The 20,080-nt window shown below is 57.3% G+C and carries 12 protein-coding genes; 2 read left to right on the forward strand and 10 right to left on the reverse strand.

All coding sequences use genetic code 11. The features are described from left to right. The first annotated feature begins 67 nt into the window (after positions 1-67). Complete coding sequence (locus tag K334_RS0110500; protein WP_025881331.1) at positions 68-1,291, forward strand: 3-deoxy-D-manno-octulosonic acid transferase; 1,224 nt, start codon at positions 68-70, stop codon at positions 1,289-1,291. Here K334_RS0110500 and K334_RS0110505 read toward each other — a convergent pair. Then, complete coding sequence (locus K334_RS0110505) at positions 1,281-1,463, reverse strand: hypothetical protein (RefSeq protein WP_025881333.1); 183 nt, start codon at positions 1,461-1,463, stop codon at positions 1,281-1,283. The genes K334_RS0110500 and K334_RS0110505 overlap by 11 nt on opposite strands. A 106-nt stretch (positions 1,464-1,569) precedes the next feature. Between K334_RS0110505 and K334_RS0110510 the strand changes: the two genes are divergently transcribed. After that, a complete protein-coding gene (locus K334_RS0110510) occupies positions 1,570-4,464 on the forward strand; it encodes a M16 family metallopeptidase (RefSeq protein ID WP_025881335.1) in 2,895 nt (964 codons plus the stop codon). Positions 4,465-5,053: 589 nt separating this feature from the next. Here K334_RS0110510 and K334_RS0110515 read toward each other — a convergent pair. The 9 genes from K334_RS0110515 to gyrB all read right to left on the reverse strand — a co-directional run bounded on the left by K334_RS0110515 (position 5,054) and on the right by gyrB (position 19,850). Continuing rightward, the gene (locus K334_RS0110515) at positions 5,054-6,610 is read right to left on the reverse strand and encodes a sulfatase family protein (RefSeq protein ID WP_027444929.1); all 1,557 of its coding nucleotides are present in this window, start codon (positions 6,608-6,610) and stop codon (positions 5,054-5,056) included. A gap of 8 nt (positions 6,611-6,618) precedes the next feature. Next, entirely contained in the window at positions 6,619-8,268 is a 1,650-nt protein-coding gene (locus K334_RS0110520) for a RagB/SusD family nutrient uptake outer membrane protein (RefSeq protein WP_025881337.1), read from the reverse strand. 6 nt (positions 8,269-8,274) lie between these two features. Further along, positions 8,275-11,592, reverse strand: a complete 3,318-nt coding sequence (locus K334_RS0110525) for a SusC/RagA family TonB-linked outer membrane protein (RefSeq protein WP_051218739.1) — start codon at positions 11,590-11,592, stop codon at positions 8,275-8,277. Between the two features lie 122 nt (positions 11,593-11,714). Next, a complete protein-coding gene (locus tag K334_RS0110530) occupies positions 11,715-12,701 on the reverse strand; it encodes a FecR family protein (protein ID WP_025881339.1) in 987 nt (328 codons plus the stop codon). Between the two features lie 49 nt (positions 12,702-12,750). Next, positions 12,751-13,329, reverse strand: a complete 579-nt coding sequence (locus tag K334_RS0110535) for an RNA polymerase sigma factor (protein ID WP_027444931.1) — start codon at positions 13,327-13,329, stop codon at positions 12,751-12,753. Between the two features lie 28 nt (positions 13,330-13,357). Next, the gene (locus K334_RS0110540; protein WP_027444932.1) at positions 13,358-14,236 is read right to left on the reverse strand and encodes a helix-turn-helix domain-containing protein; all 879 of its coding nucleotides are present in this window, start codon (positions 14,234-14,236) and stop codon (positions 13,358-13,360) included. Between the two features lie 97 nt (positions 14,237-14,333). Then, a complete protein-coding gene (locus K334_RS0110545; RefSeq protein ID WP_025881341.1) occupies positions 14,334-15,248 on the reverse strand; it encodes an alpha-L-rhamnosidase N-terminal domain-containing protein in 915 nt (304 codons plus the stop codon). Next, positions 15,245-17,686, reverse strand: coding sequence for a glycoside hydrolase family 95 protein (locus tag K334_RS0110550; protein ID WP_027444933.1), 2,442 nt, complete (start codon positions 17,684-17,686; stop codon positions 15,245-15,247). The genes K334_RS0110545 and K334_RS0110550 overlap by 4 nt, the downstream gene beginning before the upstream one ends. 193 nt (positions 17,687-17,879) lie before the next feature. Beyond that, positions 17,880-19,850 carry a DNA topoisomerase (ATP-hydrolyzing) subunit B gene (gyrB, locus tag K334_RS0110555; protein ID WP_021588611.1) on the reverse strand — a complete coding sequence of 657 codons (1,971 nt, stop codon included), beginning with the start codon at positions 19,848-19,850 and terminating at the stop codon, positions 17,880-17,882. Positions 19,851-20,080: the final 230 nt, after the last annotated feature.

Genomic DNA, 20,080 nt, shown 5'->3' on the forward strand with positions numbered 1-20,080 from the left:
TTGTTCGGAAATCACCCTTTGTCAGGGGTGGTTTCCGGATGTTTTTATATCGTCAAAATCCGAAAGCGTGTATCAAGTCATCATTTATCTGTATCTGTTTGGCGTTGCCGTGGCAAGCCTTTTCAGCAAGAAAGTCAAGAAGATGTGGGCCGGCGAACGCCGGGCCATCCGTCTCTTGAAGGAGAAAGTGGATCCCTCGGCACGCTACATCTGGTTCCATGCCGCCTCTTTGGGCGAGTTTGAGCAAGGCCGTCCGCTCATCGAAACCATCCGGTCGCGCTGTCCGGAATACAAGATACTGCTCACTTTCTTCTCGCCGTCGGGCTATGAGGTGAGGAAAAACTACGAGGGAGCCGACATCATCTGCTATCTTCCCTTGGACACGATACGCAACGCCCGCCGTTTCTTGCGCGCGGTGAGGCCCGAGATGGCTTTCTTCATCAAGTATGAGTTCTGGTACAACTATCTTCATATCCTCAAACACCGTAACATTCCCGCCTACAGTGTCAGCAGCATCTTCCGCCCCGACCAGATATTCTTCCGTTGGTACGGCGCGCAATACGCCCGGGTGTTGAAGTGTTTCACGCATTTCTTCGTGCAGAACGAGGAGAGCAAGGGGCTTTTGGCCCGTCTGGGAATCACCGAGGTCGACGTCGTGGGCGACACACGCTTCGACCGTGTGCTGCAAATCAAGGAAGCCAGCCGCCAGTTGCCGCTGGTGGAGCGGTTCGTCAAGGACGCGCCCAAGGTGTTTGTGGCCGGTTCTTCATGGCCTCCCGACGAGGAAATCTTCATCAACTACTTCCAGCAGCACCGTGACTGGAAGCTCATCGTGGCCCCCCACGTCATCGGCGAGGGCCATTTGGCTCAAATCCAAAGCCTGCTGAAAGGCCGGAAGGTCGTTCGCTACACGCAGGCGACTATGGAACAGGTGGCCGAAGCCGATGTCTTGATCATCGATTGCTTCGGTCTGCTGTCGTCTATCTACCATTACGCCACTGTGTCGTATGTCGGTGGGGGCTTCGGTGTGGGCATTCACAATGTGCTGGAAGCCGCCGTGTGGAACATCCCCGTGCTTTTCGGGCCCAACAACAAGCGGTTTCAGGAAGCCCAAGGCCTGCTTCGGGCCGGTGGAGGCTTTGAAATTGCCGGCGCACGGTCGTTTGCCGATTTGATGCAAACGTTTGAAACTGACGCGGACAGCACAAGAGCGGCAGGCGACGCGGCCGCCCATTATGTGGTGAGTCGTGCGGGAGCGTCGGACCACATACTCTCCAAGATTACTTTTTAGCGGTCTTCCGGTTCAGCCATTTGCGAACCGGAAGGTCGTAGAACCTCAACAGCAGATAGGCCAAGAGGATGTTTCCGGCCATCACGCCGACCGAAAGCCAGGGGCAGGCGTCGAACGCGTAGGCCTCGTGGCGTATCATCCGCGCGTAGAAAGATACGGCCTTCTTAGCCAAAAAACTATAAAAACCATGCGAAAAGTCAGGCGCTTGGTGCCACCTTGTTATAATTATACTACTTTTGAAAGACACTTTGTTCCATCATTCATCAATCTTCTTGCGCATGAAACGCATTCTTCTGTTTTTCCTGTTGTGCCTGGTTGTCACGCCGACATGGGCCGACCGCCCCCAATCGCTTCGCGTCATCGAAAAGACCTTGCCCAACGGACTGACCGTCTGGCTCAATCCCGACGACACACAGCCCAAGGTCATCGGCTATGTCGTCGTGCGGGCCGGTGCCCGTGACTGCCCCAACACGGGCATAGCCCACTACTTCGAGCACATCATGTTCAAGGGGACGCCGACCATCGGCACCACCGACTACGCGAAAGAGAAGCCTTTTCTCGACCAAATCGCACGGCAGTACGACGCCCTTTCGCGCACGGCCGACCCGCAGGAGCGTCGCCGCATCCAGCAGGAAATCAACCAACTGAACCGTCAGGCGGCCGTCTACGCCATTCCCAACGAGTTCTCCAAACTCCTCACCCGCTATGGCGGCAGCCGCGTCAACGCCTTCACGAGCCTCGACGAGACCGTCTATCACAGCGAGTTCGCGCCGCAATACCTGCGTCAGTGGTGCGCCCTCAACAGCGAACGCTTCATCCAACCCGTCTTCCGGCTGTTCCAGGGCGAGCTTGAAACGGTGTATGAAGAGAAGAACAGGGCCGCGGACGATTTCGGCCACAGCCTGATGGACCGTCTCCAGAGGCTTGTCTTCAAAGGCAGCAGCTACGGCTATTCCGTCATCGGGAGCACGGAGAACCTGAAGAATCCCCGCCTTTCCGACATGGAAGCCTTCTTTCAAAAATATTATGTGGCCAACAACATGGCGCTGATCCTTTGCGGCAACTTCGCCACCGACTCCATCATGCCGCTGCTCGAACGGACGTTCGGACGCATCCGCAGCGGGGCGGCACCCCATCGGGCCGACGTCGGCCTGGCGCCGTTCAACCCCCAGAAGCCGTTGGGCCTGAAGATTCCCTTCCCGTTGGTCAAGGCCACGGCCTTGGTGTTCCGCGGCCCGAAGCCTTACAGTCCCGATTACCTGACCGCCCAGGTGGCGATGGGGCTCTTGAGCAACGACAATGGCAGCGGACTCGTCGACTCGCTGATGAGCCATCACAAACTGATGTACACCATGGCGGGTGCCGAGTCCATCACGTTGACCAAGGAGGTGGGGCTGATGGGGCTGCTGGCCGTGCCCAAGTTGCCTTTCGGGACGAAGCGGAAGGCCGAACGGCTGTTGTGGGAGCAAATCGACAAGCTCCGCGACGGGCGGTTTTCGGAGGAGGCTTTGGCCGCGGCGAAGCTGGAATATCAGAAGATACTGGCCCAAAGGCTGGAGAAACTCGACCAGCGCATCTACGCCATGGCCGACGCCTATTCGGGCGGAATGAGCTGGAATGCCTATTTGCAGGACGTGGAACGACTGCCGCAGCTGACCAAGGCGGATGTCGTGGCGTTTTGCCGGCGGTATTTCGCCGATGAATATCTCGTCATTCACAAGAAATTCGGGCGTTACAAGAAAGACCGAATCGCAAAACCGCCCTACCAGCCTGTGCGGACGGCGGACGAAAACCTGTCTTCGGCCTTCGCCAAAGCGCTGGCGCAGTTGCCCACGGAGGAACTTTCGCCCCGCTATGTCGACTTCCGGAGCGATGTGGAACGGGCGTCCTTGGGCACCAACGCACAGCTCTATACGGCCGCCAATCCGCTGAACGACCTCTTCGAGCTGACGCTCACCTGGCACCAGTTGCATGGTGACAAGCCCATTCACCTGATGAACGACCTCTTCGACTACCTCGGTACGACGTCGCTTGACAAGCAGGCCTTCGCCAAACGGCTGCAGACGCTGGGCACCACGCTCACCGGCAGCTACGACTACCGGCAGATGACGCTGCGGCTGACGGGCCCCGACCGCAACCTGGAGGCCTCGCTGCGGCTTCTGTCCGACCTTTTGGCCCATCCCAAGACCGACGCCCGCTTCATGGCCACGGCCCGAAAGGACGCCCGTCTGGGTGACAAATACTTCGGTCGAGACATGAACGACATCGTCAGGGCCATGTTGTGGCGCATTGGAATGGGGCGGAAGTCGCCCATGTTGCTGGACATGCCCACGGCCGAACTCGACCGGCTGACCGCCAGCGATGTAGAGACGGAGTTCAAACGGGCGCAGCAGGGACAGCTGACGGCCTGCTACACGGGTCGCCTTCAGACCGATTCGGTGGCACGGATGTTGTGCCGAGCCGTGCCCACCGCCGAACGCATGCCCTACGGGGGCTACGTGTTCGACGCCACACAGGTGACTACGCCCGTCGTCTATGTCTACGACAAGCCCGACGCCCGTCAGGCCATGGTGGGTACCTACGCCGCGTTGCCGCCGTTGTCGTCGGACGACGTGGAGGCGAAGTTCACGGTTTGGCAGAACTATTTCAGCAGCGGCGGGCTCAACTCGGTGCTCTTCCGTGAGCTGCGCGACCTGCGTTCGCTCGTCTACTCATGTCAGGGTATCAGCCTCGTGCACAGCCACAAGACATTGAAAGACAAGCCCATCGGCTTCTATACGCTTGCCGGCACGCAGACGGACAAGGCCCTGACGACGCTGCTGCTCATCGACAGCCTTCAAGCCCACATGCCCTGGGACGAGCAAGACATGCTGACGGCGCGCCAGGCGTGCGTGAACAATGTCAACAACGCCAGTCCCAACTTCCGTGAGCGGCCCGACTATGTGGCCGGACAGGAGCTTTGCGGCCATGCGCAAGACCCCAATATCGCCTTGGTGGAGGCCATCCGCCGCACGACGCCGCAGTCCGTCCGCGACTATTATCATGCTTCGGTGCAGCCGGCACCCCGCGCCTACTTCGTCATCGGCAACCTCAAGGCCATCGACCGTGCGGCGTTGCGTAGGCTGGGACGTATTGTGGAGTTGAAGAAGGGAGATATCAGGAGTACTCGATGAAGCCTCCCTGTAGCCTCCCCCGCCCCTCCAAAGGAGGGGGGTGCCTGCCGGCTTGAAGCGGGTGGGCGGTGAATGCCTGTTTCATGCGTCGCACTTGGTGTTCGTTTGCGTGTGCCTGTCGGTTTGAAGCGGGCGGGCGGTGATTCTTCATTTTGTGTTTTCCGTTTTTTCATTTTGTGTTTTCCGCTTGCTTTCCGCTCTTCGGCCTTGATTGTAGCGGTGCAGTTCGGCTTTTCATGGTTTTCTGTGGCCGCTTGCGGCCCTTGCTTGTGCCTCGAAATCCAAATTGGAAATACGTTCTTATGCCCCTATGTCTTTGAAGGAACCTGCCTTTATGTCCCTCTGTCTTTACAGAAAACCTGTACTTATGTACTTCTGTCTTTAAAGAAAACCTGTCTTTATGTCCTTATGTCTTTACAGAAACATGTACTTATGTACTTATGTCTTGAAGAAAAGCATGTGGTTATGTCTGCAAAGCATGTCGGTTGCGCCGCAAACGGGCTGCTTTCACCTTTCAAAAGCAGTCCTTTTGTCGTGTGAAAGGGCTGCTTTGGAAAAGCGAAAGCACTGCTTTGGCAAATGTATCCTGCTATTTCGCCTTGCCGGCGCGTTCCCTTCTCAGGATATTCTGCAACTCGTAGACCACTTCGGGATGGGCCGTGGCCACGTTGTCCTGCTCATAGCGGCTCTTGGCGCGGTCGTAGAGTTGCGGCTGCGGCAGGTTGCCCGTCTCCACCTTGGGCCCCCACGTGATCATCTTCGGGCCGTCGCTGGGTTCTATGTATCGCCACTTGGCCGTCTGGACAGACAGCACGTGCGTGTTGGACTGCCCGAGCACATAGTCGCGTCCATGCCTGTCGGTGCCGACGATGGTGGCGAGATGGTCGCGGCTGTCGGGCGCGCTGCCCTGCGGCAGACGGGCTTTGACGAGGCTGCCGAGCGACGCCATGAGGTCTATCTGGCTGAGCAGCGCGTCGGAAGTGTCGCCGCCGGCGATGCGTGCGGGCCAACTGGCGATGAAGGGAACGGCCGTCCCGCCCTCGAAGGCACTGTATTTGTTGCCCCGGAAGGGTCCGGCCGGACTGTGGCCGTTGAGCAGTTCCTCGGCGCGGTCGTCGTAGCCGTCGTCCACCACCGGCCCGTTGTCACTCGTCAGGATGACGAGCGTGTTGTCGGCGAGCTTCAGTTGCTCCAGTGTTTTCATGATTTCCCCCACCGACCAGTCGAACTGTGCGATGGCGTCGCCGCGCAGTCCCATGCCGCTCTTGCCGCGGAAACGCTGGTGCGGGAAGCGGGGCACGTGTACGTCGTTCGTGGCAAAGTACATGAAGAAAGGCCTATTGCGGTTCGCTTTGATGAAGTTGACCGCGTTCGCGACGAGCGAGTCGGCGATGTTCTCATCCTTCCACAACGCCTTTCCGCCCCCCTTCATGTAGCCGATGCGGCCTATTCCGTTCACGATCGACATGTCGTGGCCGTGGCTCGACCGCTGGTTGTAGAGCAGTTCCGGGTTTTTGGCCCCCGTAGGTTCGCCCGGGAAGTTGGCCTTGTAGCTCACTTCGATGGGATGTTCGGGGTCGTAGTTGGCCACGCGGCCGTTCCGGATGAAGACACAGGGCACGCGGTCGGCCGTGGCCGCCATGATGTAGTGCTCGTCGAAGCCCAGGTCGCCGAGGCTTTGAGGCAGTGGCGCGTTCCAATCTTGCCGTCCCGTCTGGTCGCCTAAGCCCAAATGCCATTTACCGATGGCACAGGTGGTGTAGCCCGCGCTCTTAAACATGTCGGCCATCGTGAACTGGCTCGGTTTGATAATCATGCCCGCATTGCCGGCGGCCACGTCGGTATCGGGCTTTCGCCAGGCATATTCGCCTGTCAGCAGCGAGTAGCGCGATGGCGTACTCGTAGCGGCGATGGCATGCCCGTTGGTGAAACGAATGCCGTTGCGGGCCAATCGGTCTACATTCGGCGTCTCCACGTTCTTGGCGCCATAGCATTTCAGGTCGCCGTAGCCCAGGTCGTCGGCCAGGATGATGACCACGTTGGGCGTCTTCTGTCTGTCGGTTGTTGTCTTGGAGGCCTTGGCGGCGCCTGTCGTCGGGGTGACGGCAGGTGCCAAAAGGGCCAAGGTCAAAAGTTTGTTGTTCATATTTTTCTTTATTTTTGAGGTTCGCGAAGGTTCGGATTGATGTTCTGTTCCGACAACGGAATGGGCCATGTGTAGTCCTGCGGATTACGGAACTCACGTTTCCCTACATACCAACGGCAGTGCCCTGTGGGGTCAACCTCCTTCGAAGCCTTGGCATATTTGGCTGAAGCGGGATAGGGAGCGCCCCATATCTTGCCCACCAGCACCTCATGGGCGATGTTCCAACGCAGCAAATCCCAGTAGCGAATGCCCTCGTAGGCCAGTTCGATGCGGCGTTCGTGGCGCACGATTTCGCGCAGTTTGTCGGCATTGATCTCATGGATGGCAGGCATGTTGACGTCGCCGCGGCCTCTTACCTTGTTGATGGTTTGGTCGAGTAGCGTCTGTGAAACAGGCTGTCCGCTCTCAAGGACACACTCCAGGTAGCCCAACAACACTTCCGCATACCTGATGATAGGCGTTACTGCGCTGTAGCTCGTGATGTCTCCAATGGCGTTTTCGTCGAAGTATTTGCGCCACATGAAGCCCGTTCGTGAAGCCTCGGACGAGTAGTCGAGCCGCTCTTTCTTAGCCGCGTCGAAGTCGGGGCTGCACCGATAGACGCTGCCTTTGAAGGTCGCGCCGTTGTAATAGATGGTGTAGTCCAAGCGGGGGTCTCTGTTTTCGCCCAAATTCTCGGGGTTGTAGCGCGGGTCTTCATAGCTGAAGGGCGTGCCGTCGTTGAACTCATACGCTTCGAAAAGACCGCCCGAAGGGTTGGAAAGGCTCCATCCTCCATCCTTGGCGGCAAGGTTGTGTTGCGGCAGACCGCAGCCGAAATAGTTGGCGAGATAGGAAATGTAGAAGATGTTCTCCTTGTTGCCTACGCCGGACTTCGGCTGGAACAGCTCACGATAGTGCGCGTGGATATCGTTGTCGCCCAGGTCGATGATTTCCTTGTAGGTTTCCGCACCGTGTGTCCAGTCTTTCATGAGCATGTAGGTGCGTCCGAGGAAGGCGAGGGCAGCCTGTTTGCAGGCGCGTCCCGTCTCGGTGGCAGCGATGTCCTTGAACCGTGGGAGGTCGGCCGCGGCCGCCTTGAACTCCTTGGCGCACCATGTAAGGATGTTGGCTTGGGTCTCCTTCTTCACATTGTTGGCCTCTTCGCCGGTCAACACCTGCTCTACGAGGGGCACATCCTTGAAGTAGCTTGTCAGATAGAGGTACTGCGTGGCCCGCAAGAAGCGTGCTTCAGCTGTTATTCGGGTCTTGGCGGGGCCGTCGGTCATCTTTTGCACGCCTTCCAAGAAGCGGTTGCAACGTTGTATGCGTTGGTTGGCAACGGTCCAGTACTGCTTGATGAAGTTGTTGGCGTTGGTCAGTTTGCCACTTGAAATCTGGAAGAACGCGTTGTTTTCGCCCCTTCGGTCGAAGGCGTTGTCGGTCAGATGTTCGGTGTAGAGCAGGCCGGCATACGACCAGAAGTCTGAGGGTGAAAATTCAACGCCATTGGTTATGTTGCCACGGTAGAGTGCCGTGAGGGCCAGTTCGGAGTTCTTGTTGCTATCCCAGAAAGTCTTTTCCGACAAGTCGGTGAGCGGCGAGCGTTCCAGACTGCATGACTGGAAGGCCGCCAGCATGGCGAAAGCGCAGAGAGAGGTGTATATTGAACGTTTCATAGCTGCTTAGAAGTTTAAAGTTAGACCTAATGTATATGTCGACAAGGTTGGATAATAGCTGCCGTCGGTTTGGGTGTTTTCAGGATCCCAACCCTTTCTGTACTTGTCGAAGGATATCGGATTGTCGAGTGAAAGATAGAGGCGCAGGGCTGAGAGTCCGACAGGCTTCAGGAGGTTCTTGGGCAGTGTGTAGCCCAACTGGATGTTGCGTACTTTTACAAACGAAGCGTCGAGGAGCCAGAAGTCGGACGTGAGCGTGTTGTTGCTGCCCGCATTCGACGTAATTTCCAGCCGGGGGTATTTGGGATAGCGGTTGTCCTGCTGCACATTCCAGTTCTCTTCCATCTGCCAACGCTGGATGTTGCCCTCCTGGTTGAACGCCAGTCCGGCGAAACGGGACAACATTCCCTTGACACCGGCCACGCCCTGGAGCAACATGCTGAAGTCCAGACCTTTGTATTCAAAGCCCATGTTCAGGCCGAACGTGTATTTCGGTATTCTTGAACCCAAGTAAACGCGGTCGTCGGCTGTCACCTTGTTGTCGCCTGTCGTGTCGACATAGCGCAGATCGCCGGCCTTGCTGCCCTTGGCGATGGCGCTTTGGTCGTACCATTGAGCCACCTCTTCGTCCTTCAGGAATACGCCGTCGGTCTTGTAACCATAGAAGATTTCCATAGGATAGCCGATGAAGAGGCTGCTGCCATTGCCCACCATGCCGTTGTTTTGTTTGACATTACCCATACCCAGAGTGAGGACCTTGTTCTTGATAATGGAGAAGTTGCCGTTTAGATGGTAGTTGAACTTTCCGATATGGTTTTGGTAACCTGCTTCAAACTCCCATCCCTTGTTCTCCAAAGCACCTGTGTTCACCTGTGAAATGTTGAGGCCGAAGATGGCCGAGTAGCTGGCTGCCGGCTTGTAGAGCACGTCTGTGGTCTTGCGGTAGAAGTAGGTGGCGTTGAAAGTCAGCCGGTTGTTGAAGAAAGCTGTCTCGATACCGATGTCGGACGTGCGGGTACGCTCCCATTTCAAAGTGGGGTCGACGTAAGTGGTGATGGCCGCCCCCTGCTTATATACGCCGCCGAACACGTAGTTCTGCTTGGAATTCAGGGTGTAGACCGACTGGTAGGGATAGTTGCCGATGTTGTTGTTGCCCAAGACACCGTAGGAAGCCTTGAGTTTCAGGTTGCTGATAAAGTCGAGCGTGCTGATGTTTTTCCAGAAATGCTCCTCAGAGATACGCCAACCGATGGCCACGGAGGGGAAGAAACCATACTTGCTGTCGGTGGGGAAGCGTGATGAACCGTCGTAACGGGCCGTGGCTTCAAAGAGATAACGCTGGTCGTAGTTGTAAGTAAGGCGACCGAAAAGTGACTGGATGGCCCAGTCATAGCCGCCACCGCCGTTGAGTTGTCCGTCGGCTCCTCCTGCATCGAGATAGGGAGTCTCGTCGGAAGGGAAGTTGTTGCGGAAACCTGAGAGTGTACGTTGCCCCTCGTCTTCCCATGTGTAGCCACCGAGAACGGAGAAATCGTGAAGGCCTATTTTCGTATTATAGTTGGCAATGAACTGGAAAGTCTTGTATGCGGTGCGCGCCATGCCGTGTGAGAGTGACGACGGACCGGTGCCTTTGCCGTTGGTCAGTGTCATGTCGCAGCGGTAATCGTAGACATTCGACAATCTGTAATTGTATCCGCCGATGGCTCTGAGCACCACTCCTTTGACAGGCGTGTAGGCTAATTCCATGTTTGCTTTCATTCTATCGAGGTCTTCCCGATAGTAGGAAGCACTGTTGGCCCAGGCTATGGGAGAGCCTTGAAGCTTGGGCCCCAGGCCGATACTGCCGTCTTTCAGATAGCTGGGGGTAAGCCCGGGGAAGCGCACGGCCTGTTGGATAATGCCCGTTACGCCCGCTATGTCGAGCGCGCCGGGGGTCGATGGTTCGTGCCGGTCGGAGATGGTGCCGCTCAACCGGATGTCCAATTTCAGCTTGGAGGTGAGGTCTGCGCTCAGATTTACACGTGCGTTGTAGCGGTTGAAGTAGTTTCTTTCCATCAAACCGTTCTGTCGCAGGTAGCCCATCGAGGCCATGTATTGCAGTTTTCCCGTGCCTCCATTCACGCTCACTTCGTGCTTTGTCTGGAAAGCGCAGCCTCCCAAGAGCTTCTGAAGGTAGTTTTCATCGGCATAATTGTCGGGGTCGGTTCCGTCCTTGTACTTCTGAATCATTTCAGGGGTGTAGGTCTGTTTGCCGATTGCCATGTTATAGTATTCCGCAAACTCGTGGGAATGGGCAAAATCAGGCAGTTCTATGGCTTTGCTGAAGCCGACGGAACCATTGTAGATGACGCGTGTTCTGCCTTCCTGGCCACGTTTGGTCGTCACCAGGACGACGCCGTTGGCGGCGCGTGAACCGTAGATGGCAGCTGACGAAGCATCTTTCAGGATGGAAATGTTGTCAATGTCGGAGGGTATGAGCTCGCTGAGCGTGCCCGGCATGCCGTCGATCAGCACCAGCGGTTCGGGGGTTGCGCCAAAAGAACCGACGCCACGCACGCGGATGGTTCCTCCGTCTTGTCCTGGATTGCCGCTTTTCTGCGTGATGGTGACGCCCGCCATGTGGCCGGTGAGCATGTTCGACACGTTGCTGACGCCACGGCCTTCCAGCTCTTTGCTGTTGACGGTGGAAATGGAGCCGACCACGTCGACTTTCTTCTGAATGCCATAGCCCACGACAACAACCTCGTCGAGGGCTTCGATGTTGGCGCTGAGCGTGACGGTCATGTCCTGCTTGGCGTTCACGGTCTTGTCGGCATAGCCGATGTAGGATATCGTGAGCGTGCAACCTTCGGGCGCGTCGAGCACGAAGCGTCCATCGAGGTCGCTGATGGTGCCGTTCTTGCCGCCTTGTTGCTTGATGGTGGCGCCGACAATCGGCTCTCCGTGTTCGTCGAGAATGGTGCCGGAGACTTTGTGCAAGGCTGTTTGTTGAGGGCGCTTGGCCGCCTCTTGGCGGGTGATGACGATGGACTTGGCTGAAACAAGCTCGTAGTGGAGGTTGAAATCGGGCAGCACCTGCGTGAGTACGTCGGCCACCGACACGTTTTGTCGATTGAGTGTCACCCGCCGTGGTGAGCTGACGACGTCGGTCTGGTAGGAGAAATGAAGATCGGTTTGCTTCTCGATTACGCTGAACAGTGATTGCAGCGTTGCATTTTTGATGTTGATGTTGACTTTCTGTGTCTGCGCATTCATGACAATGGTCATGAAAAGACAGAATAGAAAGGTCAAAAGCCGGTAGGTAGATAGAAGGCTTCGTTTCATGTAAAGATAGGTTTTAGTTAATAAAGAGATGAGAATGAAAGTTCATTCTACATGTAAGACTACATGATACACAAAAGGTACCATCGCTTTTTTATGTTTCACAACATGTAAAAGCTGCCTTTTTACTTCTTGATAGGATTGAAATGGACGTCGTTGCCTTCTATCGTGTAGTTCAGTCGATAGGTCGCCGCAATGATTCGGATGGATTCCATGAGGTTGTCGAGGGGCAGTTTGCCCGTGAATGTGCCCAGCGGCTTGTCCGTATGGACGATGAAGCGCATGCGATAGGCGTCTTCCAGTTCGGGCAGAATGCGGCTCAAGGCCTGTCCGTCACACACCAGCAGGTTGCTGCGCAAGGCCTGCAGCGTGCTTTCGGCATGCTTTCGGCTGACCTTGATTTCTCCCGTGGCGTAGTAGAGCGTTGCCGTTTCGCCCGGATGCACGAAGGCCTCCTTGTTGGTCTTCAGTGCAGTGAGCTTCACGAGCCCCTCCTCCAGGGTCAGGCGGGCCATGTCGCGGTCTTGTCGGGCGTCGAGGTAGAACTTTGTTCCCAAGACATGCACCTGTAGTTCGTGCATGTGGATGTTGAAAGGACAGTCGGCCATCTTGGCCACTTCGAAGCGGGCGTGTCCGTCGAACGTGATGTTGCGTTCCCGGTGGTTGAAGTCATGGGCGTAGTAGGACAGCCGGCTGTTGTAGTTGAGGCTGGCGATGGAGCCGTCGGGCAGCACGACGGTGGCTTGTTCGCCCTTGTTTGTGGCGACGGTTATCCGGTTGTCGAAGGCTTGCCGGCTTTCGTGATAGAAGTAGTAGGTGGACGCCAGCAGGATGGGAATCAGGAGCGAGGCGGCCGCCAGGGCCATCCGTTTGGGGAGGGAGGCCTTCGGCTTGCGGCCGTTTGTGGAGAGGTCGCGGTCGATGCGCTCCTTCAGCGCGTTCACGCGGTCGTCGGAGACAGTCGCTTCGGCCGGCTCTTCGTCGAACCACGAGGGGGCTATCAGCTGCTTCATTTCGTGCTCCTCCATGGCGGCCACCTGCTTTTTCCACGCTGTTAGTTCCGCGGGTGTCAGCCGGTCGTGCCTGTATTTGTCGTTCAAATGATTGTCCATAGTCCTGTTTTTATAGTATAGACGTTGAAGCCGTGCAAAGATACCACGGTCATTTGTTAATAATCAGTAACAGCGCGAGCAGCAGCAAGGTGGCTCGGGCGGCCAGTTTGCCGCGCAAAGTCTTCATTCCGACGGACAAGGCGTTCTTGACCGTCTGCTCGCTCAGTTGGAGTTCGGCGGCGATGTCTGCGTTGCGCATGCCCTGAAACTTGGCCCTCCGGATGACGTTTCGCTGCGTTTCGGGCAGTGATTCGAGGATGGAGTTGAGCTTGTCGACAAACTCTTCGTATTCGATTCGCTCGCTGCCGTCGGTTTCCGGAGCTGCTTTGTACGCTACATACTCCTCATAGGTGGGCGAAAGGAGCCGACGGCGGTAGGCGTCGATGACCGCGTGGTGGGCGATGGTGAACAGCAGTGACTTGAGCGACTGCCTTTCCTTGATTTGACCGCGGTTGACCCACAGCTTGCAGAAGACGCCTTGCAGGATGTCTTCGGCGTCTTCCGTGCTCTTGGCGTATTGCATGCAATAGGCATAGAGACGTTTGGCATACATATTATATATGATGTTAAACGCCTGGTAGGAGCCTCGGCTCAGGTCTTCAATCAGTTTTTCTTCAGAGATTTGCATGTCTTCCAGATTACGAAACAGCCCTGTGTCAGCCTCGCCGGTATTCGGTGGGGCTCACGCCGACATGCTCCTTGAAGTATTTGCCCAGGAAACTCTGGGTGGGGAAGTGCATGTCTTGTGCGATTTCCTTAATGCTCTTGGTGGTGTTGCGCAGTTGGTTGCGGATTTCGAGCACCACATAGCGGTCTATCCACTCGTTGGGCGTCTGGTGACTGATGGCCTTGATGGTCTCGGAAAGGTATTTGGGCGAGATGCAGAGCTGCGCCCCGTACCAGCCGACGCGGCGCTTCTCCCGGAAGTTCGCTTCGACCAGTTGGATGAATTCCTTGAATATCTTGTCGGCACGGGAAGGCTTTGCCTCCTTGGTGTTCATGATGTGGTAGAGTGAGTTGCTGACGTCGTAGAACACGGTGGACAGCAGTGAGCGGGCGACGTTGCGCCGGAAGTGGTGGCCGTTGTCGTCCACCTTGTTCTTCAGCATGCGGTAATAGCGCATGATCATGTTCGACTCGTCCTCGGAAAGCGTCACGACGGGGTGGTTGCGCGAGAAGATGAAGAGTGAAGACAGCTCGTGCACGTCGGAAACGATGTCGCGGTAGAAGTCATACGACACCATGATGGCGATGCCGCTGCAGTCGCGGCTCAGCAGGTAGTCGTCCACCACCTGGCCGTTGCTGATGAGGATGATGTCGTTGGGCTTCACCTTGTATTCTATCGTGTCGACGGTGTACTGGGCCTTGCCTTGCAGGCAGAGTGCCATCAGCAGGCTTTTCATCCGTCGGGGGTCGCTGGGCAGCGGGATTTCGGCCACCTCGTCGATGAGCAACAGGTCGTTGTCGATGTGGCTTCCTTGGTAGAATTGCAAGGCGGATTCCACCGAGATGGGTTCAATGTTGGTGCTGGTCATAGGCATTGGGTTGATGGATGGGGCTTCACTTGATGGAAAATGGGGGATGGTAGGGGTGGTCTGGCGGGGCGGACTGGTCCGACCTGCTGCAAAAAGCTTAGAAGTCGGGCCAGGCGGGGGCCACTTCGACGGCCTCGACATGCTGTATCTGTTTGTTGTCGAACCTGCTGTCGCCCCAGATGGGCACCCTTCTGTAGAACCCGGGGGCAAAGCGTGAGATGGCTTGTTCGTCGGTCTTGCCATTGCAAGTGTAGGTGATGTTGCCGATATGGATGACCTGTCCGGGGCGGGCGTCGCGCAATGTGACGCGCAGGGTGCCGTAGAATCCCCTCCCGAACTCGTAAAAGACGGTGTCACCCATCAGGTCGAAGTAGTTCTGCGACCGCCTGCGATGCGCTTTCAGCTGCGGCCTGAACCGCTCTTCCAGCCTGTATCCCACGCTCGGCAAAGCCTTTGCGTCGACAGCCGGCCGCCAGAGGGCCAGGTCGGTGAAGGCTTCGTTCCACTTCGCGGGATGGCCGCGGCCGTCGATGTCTTCGCCGCCGTCGGCGTTGAGGCGGCGGGTGGCACGGCGACAGAGCCACCCCCGGTCGGACTCGAGCGTGCGGGTGCGGCCTTGCGGGTCGGTCATGACGAGCGAAACCGACAGCTGGCGTGGTTCGATATGTGGGAAAACGGGACTGTACCACACGGCCACGACATTGGTGTCGCGCCGCATGTAGCGCGTCACGTCGTAGCAGACGCCCCTGGCCAGCGTGTCGCCATAGGCTCGATAGGGCGCGATGGAGGCCAGGTCGACCTTCCACTTGTTCACGTAGACGGCGAAATAGCCTGTGGAAAGCACCGTCAGCATGGCTCGAAGAGGCCGCCGGGGCAGGACGAACGACTGCTTGAACCACACCTGCGACGTGGAGTCGACCTGTGGACTGGCTATCCAATGCGTGCCGAAACTCTGGCTCCGGGCCGCCAACAGGCTTGTCAGGAATAATCCAAAAGCAATCAACGCTTTCATCGGATGGTCTTGCTGCGGCCCGGTTTCAGGCTGACGACGCGCGTCTTGCCGTTATAGTTGACTTTGATTTTGCCCTTGTAGCCGCGCTTGTTGACGATGGTGGCGCTGACGATGCGGCCCGACTCCCATGTCATGTCAACCTCCAGGCCACCCCGTGCGCAGAGTCCGGACACGCGCCCCGTGCCCCAAGTCGACGGAAGGGCCGGCAGCAGATGCAGGGTGACTGCCGGTGTCGCGTCGACGGCATACTCGCTTTGCAGCAACATCTCGCAGACGCCGGCCGTTCCGCCGAAGTTTCCATCAATCTGGAAGGGCGGATGCGCGTCGAAGAGGTTGGGATAGGTGCCGCCACGGCGTCGTCGGTCGGGGCCGCGGTAGCCGTCGGGCGTGACGTAGGTGAGGAGTTTGCGGTAGAGTTGATAGGCTTTGTCGGCCCGTTGGAGCCGTGCCCAGAGGTTGATGCGCCATCCCGTGGACCAGCCGGTGGTCTCGTCGCCCTTGATTTCGAGGCTTCTCGTGGCGGCCTGGGCCAGCTCCGGCGTGCGTGCGGGGGTGATCTGATGGCCCGGGTAGAGGCCGATGAGGTGGCTCTGGTGGCGATGCTTGAAGTCGAAATCGTCCCAGTCGTGGTACCATTCGTTCAGGTCGCCCATGTGACCGATGGTGTAGGGGGCGAGCTTGGCGAGCGTTTTGTCGATTTGTATGATCTTGGGTAGGCTTTGATTGACGCCTTGCAGGTCGATGGAAGGGGCCGTTGCGAGTGCCGAACGCGTGTTGTCGAGCAGTTCGCGGACAATCGCCAGGTCGGCCGTTCCGCCATAGCAGGTGGTGCCGTGGTAGCCTTGGGGCGTCACATATTCGTTCTCGGGCGACGTGCTGGGGGCCGTAATCCACTCGTCGGGCCTGTCGGGATGATGCGTAAGCCAGCGTAGCATGAAGTCGGTTGCGCCCTGAAGCAGTGGCAAAGCTTGTGTTTTCAAGAACTGTTTGTCCTGTGTGAAAGCGTAATGTTCCCACGCAGCTTGCGTCAACCATGCGCCACCCATGTTCCAATTGCTCCATTCGGGACTCTCCCGCTTCTCCCCCACCGGATTAGTCATAGCCCAAATGTCGCTGTTATGACTTGCGCTCCATCCCTCGTTGATACCATAATAATTGCGACTGGCGTAGCGGCCGTTGTCGGCCAAAGCCTTCATGAAGTCCCATAGCGGCATAGCCATCTCACTGAGGTTGGCAACTTCTGCCGGCCAGTAGTTCTCTTCGAGATTGATATTCATGGTGTAATTGCTGCGCCATGGTGCTTTTAGGTAGGGATTCCACAGTCCTTGCAGGTTGGCGGGTACGCCCGGGGTGCGCGAACAGCTGATGAGCAGGTAGCGGCCGTACTGCATGTAGAGCGTTTCAAGGTAGGGATTGTTCTCCTTCTGATCGGTATAGGCTTTCAGTTGGGCCTCGGTGGTGCGTAGCGTATCGAGCTTCGCGCCGTCGAGTTGCAGCGAAAGGCGGCCGAAGAACTGCCTGTAGTCGGCGACATGGCGCTGCTTTAGGATTGTAAAAGCAGTGTTGTGCGTGTGCCAAATGCCATCGGTTGCAAGGTCAAAGTAGGCCTTTCCCTGGCTCACGGGGTGTCGGTTGTAGCCGTTGAACGAGGTTTCGTTCACCAGGAAGACCGTAGCCTCGGTCGCGCCTTCAATCAGCAGGCTGCCGTTGGCCGTCGACACGCGGCCGTCGTTGGCCGTCGCCCTGACAATCGTGCAGGCGTGGATCGTTTGCAGCGGGTCGCCGGTGGCGTGGCTCAGCATGGTGAGCTGGTTGTCGCTGGCCTTCACGGTGTGGGAGAGCAGCGATTGCAGGCGGAGGCATAGGAAGAGCTTGCCCGGTTGTGAGCTTCGGATTCTGACAGCGATGCACTTGTCGGGATTCGACGCCAGATACTCGCGCTCGAAGTCCACGTCGCCACGCCGGTAGGTCACCCGGCAGAGCGCGCTGTCGATGTCCAGCTGGCGGCGGTAGCCCGTGACGGGGGCCGTGGCGTTGAGGTCTTCCATGTAGAGCGTGCCCAGTGGCATGTAATAGGCGCTGTTGGGGCCTTGGACGTGCAGCTGCAGCGAGTCGGCCTTGGCGTAGTCTTCGTTGAAAAGGGCCTTTCTGATGGGGTCGATCCACCGCCAGGCGTCCTTGTCTTCATTGTGGTCGACGGGTTTTCCGCTCCAGAATGTGATGTCGTTGAGCTGCAGCGAGTCGGTTTCGGCTCCGCCGTAGACCATCGCGCCGAGCTTTCCGTTGCCGATGGGCAGTGCTTCTTCGAAGTAGCGGGCCGGCGTCTGATACCAAAGTCGCAAGGGAAGCGGTTTGTCCGGTTGCGTCTTGGCACTGCCGGAGAGGGTGCCCAACGCCATGGCGAGGCACGAGAGACAAAGGAGTGGTGAGAAACGCATAAGTCGTTAGGGATTAAGATACCCTGCAAAAATAAGCATTTCGTTTCGGCCTGCCAAATATTTTCGAGGCTACGTGGCGGCGAATGGCGAAAAGAAGGGGCTTTCTGTGGCGGTGCGTGTCGGCCGGTCGTAAAACAGGCAAGGCATACTCACGTGGTGTAAGTATGCCTTGCCCGGTATGTCGTCGTGCCGTCTACGCGTCGATGTTGGCGTAGGTGGCGTTTTTCTCAATGAATTGGCGGCGCGGTTCCACGTCGTCGCCCATCAACATGGAGAAGATTTCGTCGGCGTCGGCCGCATTTTCAATCGTCACTTGCTTCAAAAGACGCGTCTTGGGGTCCATGGTCGTTTCCCAGAGCTGCTCCGGATTCATCTCGCCCAAACCTTTGTAGCGTTGCGTATGCAGGCTCTTGTCGTCGTCCTTGCCCTCGCAGTACTTGTCGATGAAGGCCTGTCGCTGTTGTTCGGTGTAGCAGTATTCGCTCGCCTTCTTGTAAGTGCACTTGTAGAGCGGCGGGGTGGCGATGTAGAGGTGGCCCTCCTGGATGACTTTCGGCATGAAACGATAGAACAAAGTCATGATGAGCGTGTCGATGTGTGAGCCGTCGACGTCGGCATCGGTCATGATGATGATCTTGTCGTAGCGCAACTTGTCGGTGTTGGCCTCCTTGCTGTCTTCGCTGTCAATGCCGAAACGCACGCCGATACTTTGGATGATGTTCATCACCGACTCAGCTTCGAACACCTTGTGCCACTGCACTTTCTCCACATTCAGAATCTTTCCGCGGAGCGGCAGGATGGCTTGGTGGAAGCGGTCGCGGCCCTGTTTGGCCGAACCGCCGGCCGAGTCGCCCTCGACGAGGAAGATTTCGCACTCCTTGGGGTCCTTGTTGGAGCAGTCGGCGAGCTTCCCCGGCAGCCCGCCCCCGGTCATGAAGTTCTTGCGTTGCACGCTTTCGCGAGCCTTGCGGGCGGCTATTCGCGCCGTGGCGGCCAAGACAACTTTCTCACATATCTTCTTGGCTTCGTCGGGATGTTCCTCCAAATAGTTGGCCAAAGCTTCGTTCACGGCCTGTTGAACGGCCCCTTGCACCTCGCTGTTGCCCAGCTTCGTCTTGGTCTGGCCTTCAAACTGAGGCTCTGCCACCTTGATGGAGATGACGGCGGTGAGGCCTTCCCGGAAGTCTTCGGGGGCTATTTCGACTTTCGCCTTCTCTATTTGCTTGGAGATGGTGGCGTCGGCTTCGGCGTAAGCCTTGAGCGTTCGGGTGAGCGCCATGCGGAAACCGGTGAGGTGGGTGCCGCCTTCTATGGTGTTGATGTTGTTGACATAGGAGTGGATGTTCTCACTGTAGTCGGTGTTGTACATGATGGCCACCTCGATGGGGATACCCTGCTTCTCGGTCTTCAGGTAGATGACGTCGTCGAAAAGGTGGGTGCGGTGGCGGTCGACGAAGCGCACGAACTCCTTCAGACCATCCTTGGCATGGAACACTTCCTGCTTGGTCTTGCCTTCATCGTCGGGCCGTAGGTCGGTCAGGGTTATCCGAATGCCGGCATTGAGGAACGCCAGTTCGCGCATGCGGTTGGCGATGATGTCCCAACGATAGACCGTGGTGGTGAAAACCGTGGGGTCGGGCCAGAACTGCTGCCGTGTTCCACGAAGCTCAGTGTCGCCCACCACTTTGACGGGATAGAGCGGTTTGCCCTTTTCGTACTCCTGTTGGTAGACCTTTCCGTCGCGGAACACCTGCGACTTCATGTGACTTGAGAGGGCGTTCACACAACTGACACCCACGCCGTGTAGGCCTCCGCTGACCTTGTAGGAGCCTTTGTCGAACTTGCCGCCTGCGTGGAGCACGGTCATGACGACTTCGAGCGCCGACTTGTGGAGCTTCTCGTGCTCGTCTACGGGTATGCCGCGGCCGTTGTCCTGGACCGTGATGGAGTTGTCTTCGTTGATGGTCACTTCAATATCGGTGCAATAGCCGGCCATCGCTTCGTCGATGGAGTTGTCGACGGTTTCGTTCACCAAGTGGTGCAAACCTTTCTCGCTGATGTCGCCGATGTACATGGCGGGGCGCTTGCGCACGGCTTCCAGACCTTCCAGAACTTGGATGTTCGAGGCTGAATAATTAGCCTCGGTGTGTTGATTCTCTGCCATTTCTCTGTTTAGTGATATTTCTTGCAAAGATACTAAAAAATAAATAGACCGCGATAGGATTGGACGCTAAAATACATTAATGCGCCATGTGGGCTTCGTCGCTTGCAAACTACTTCACCCACAGGCCGCTTTTGTGTGGCGTCCGTTCGATTGGGGGAGGGAGGGGAAACGAAATCAGGTCGGCATTCGTTCGAATGTCGACCTGTATGCGGGGCTTTCACAAATCCGGC

Origin of the sequence: Segatella baroniae DSM 16972 = JCM 13447, assembly GCF_000426585.1 — a bacterium.
GTDB classification, from domain to species: domain Bacteria; phylum Bacteroidota; class Bacteroidia; order Bacteroidales; family Bacteroidaceae; genus Prevotella; species Prevotella baroniae.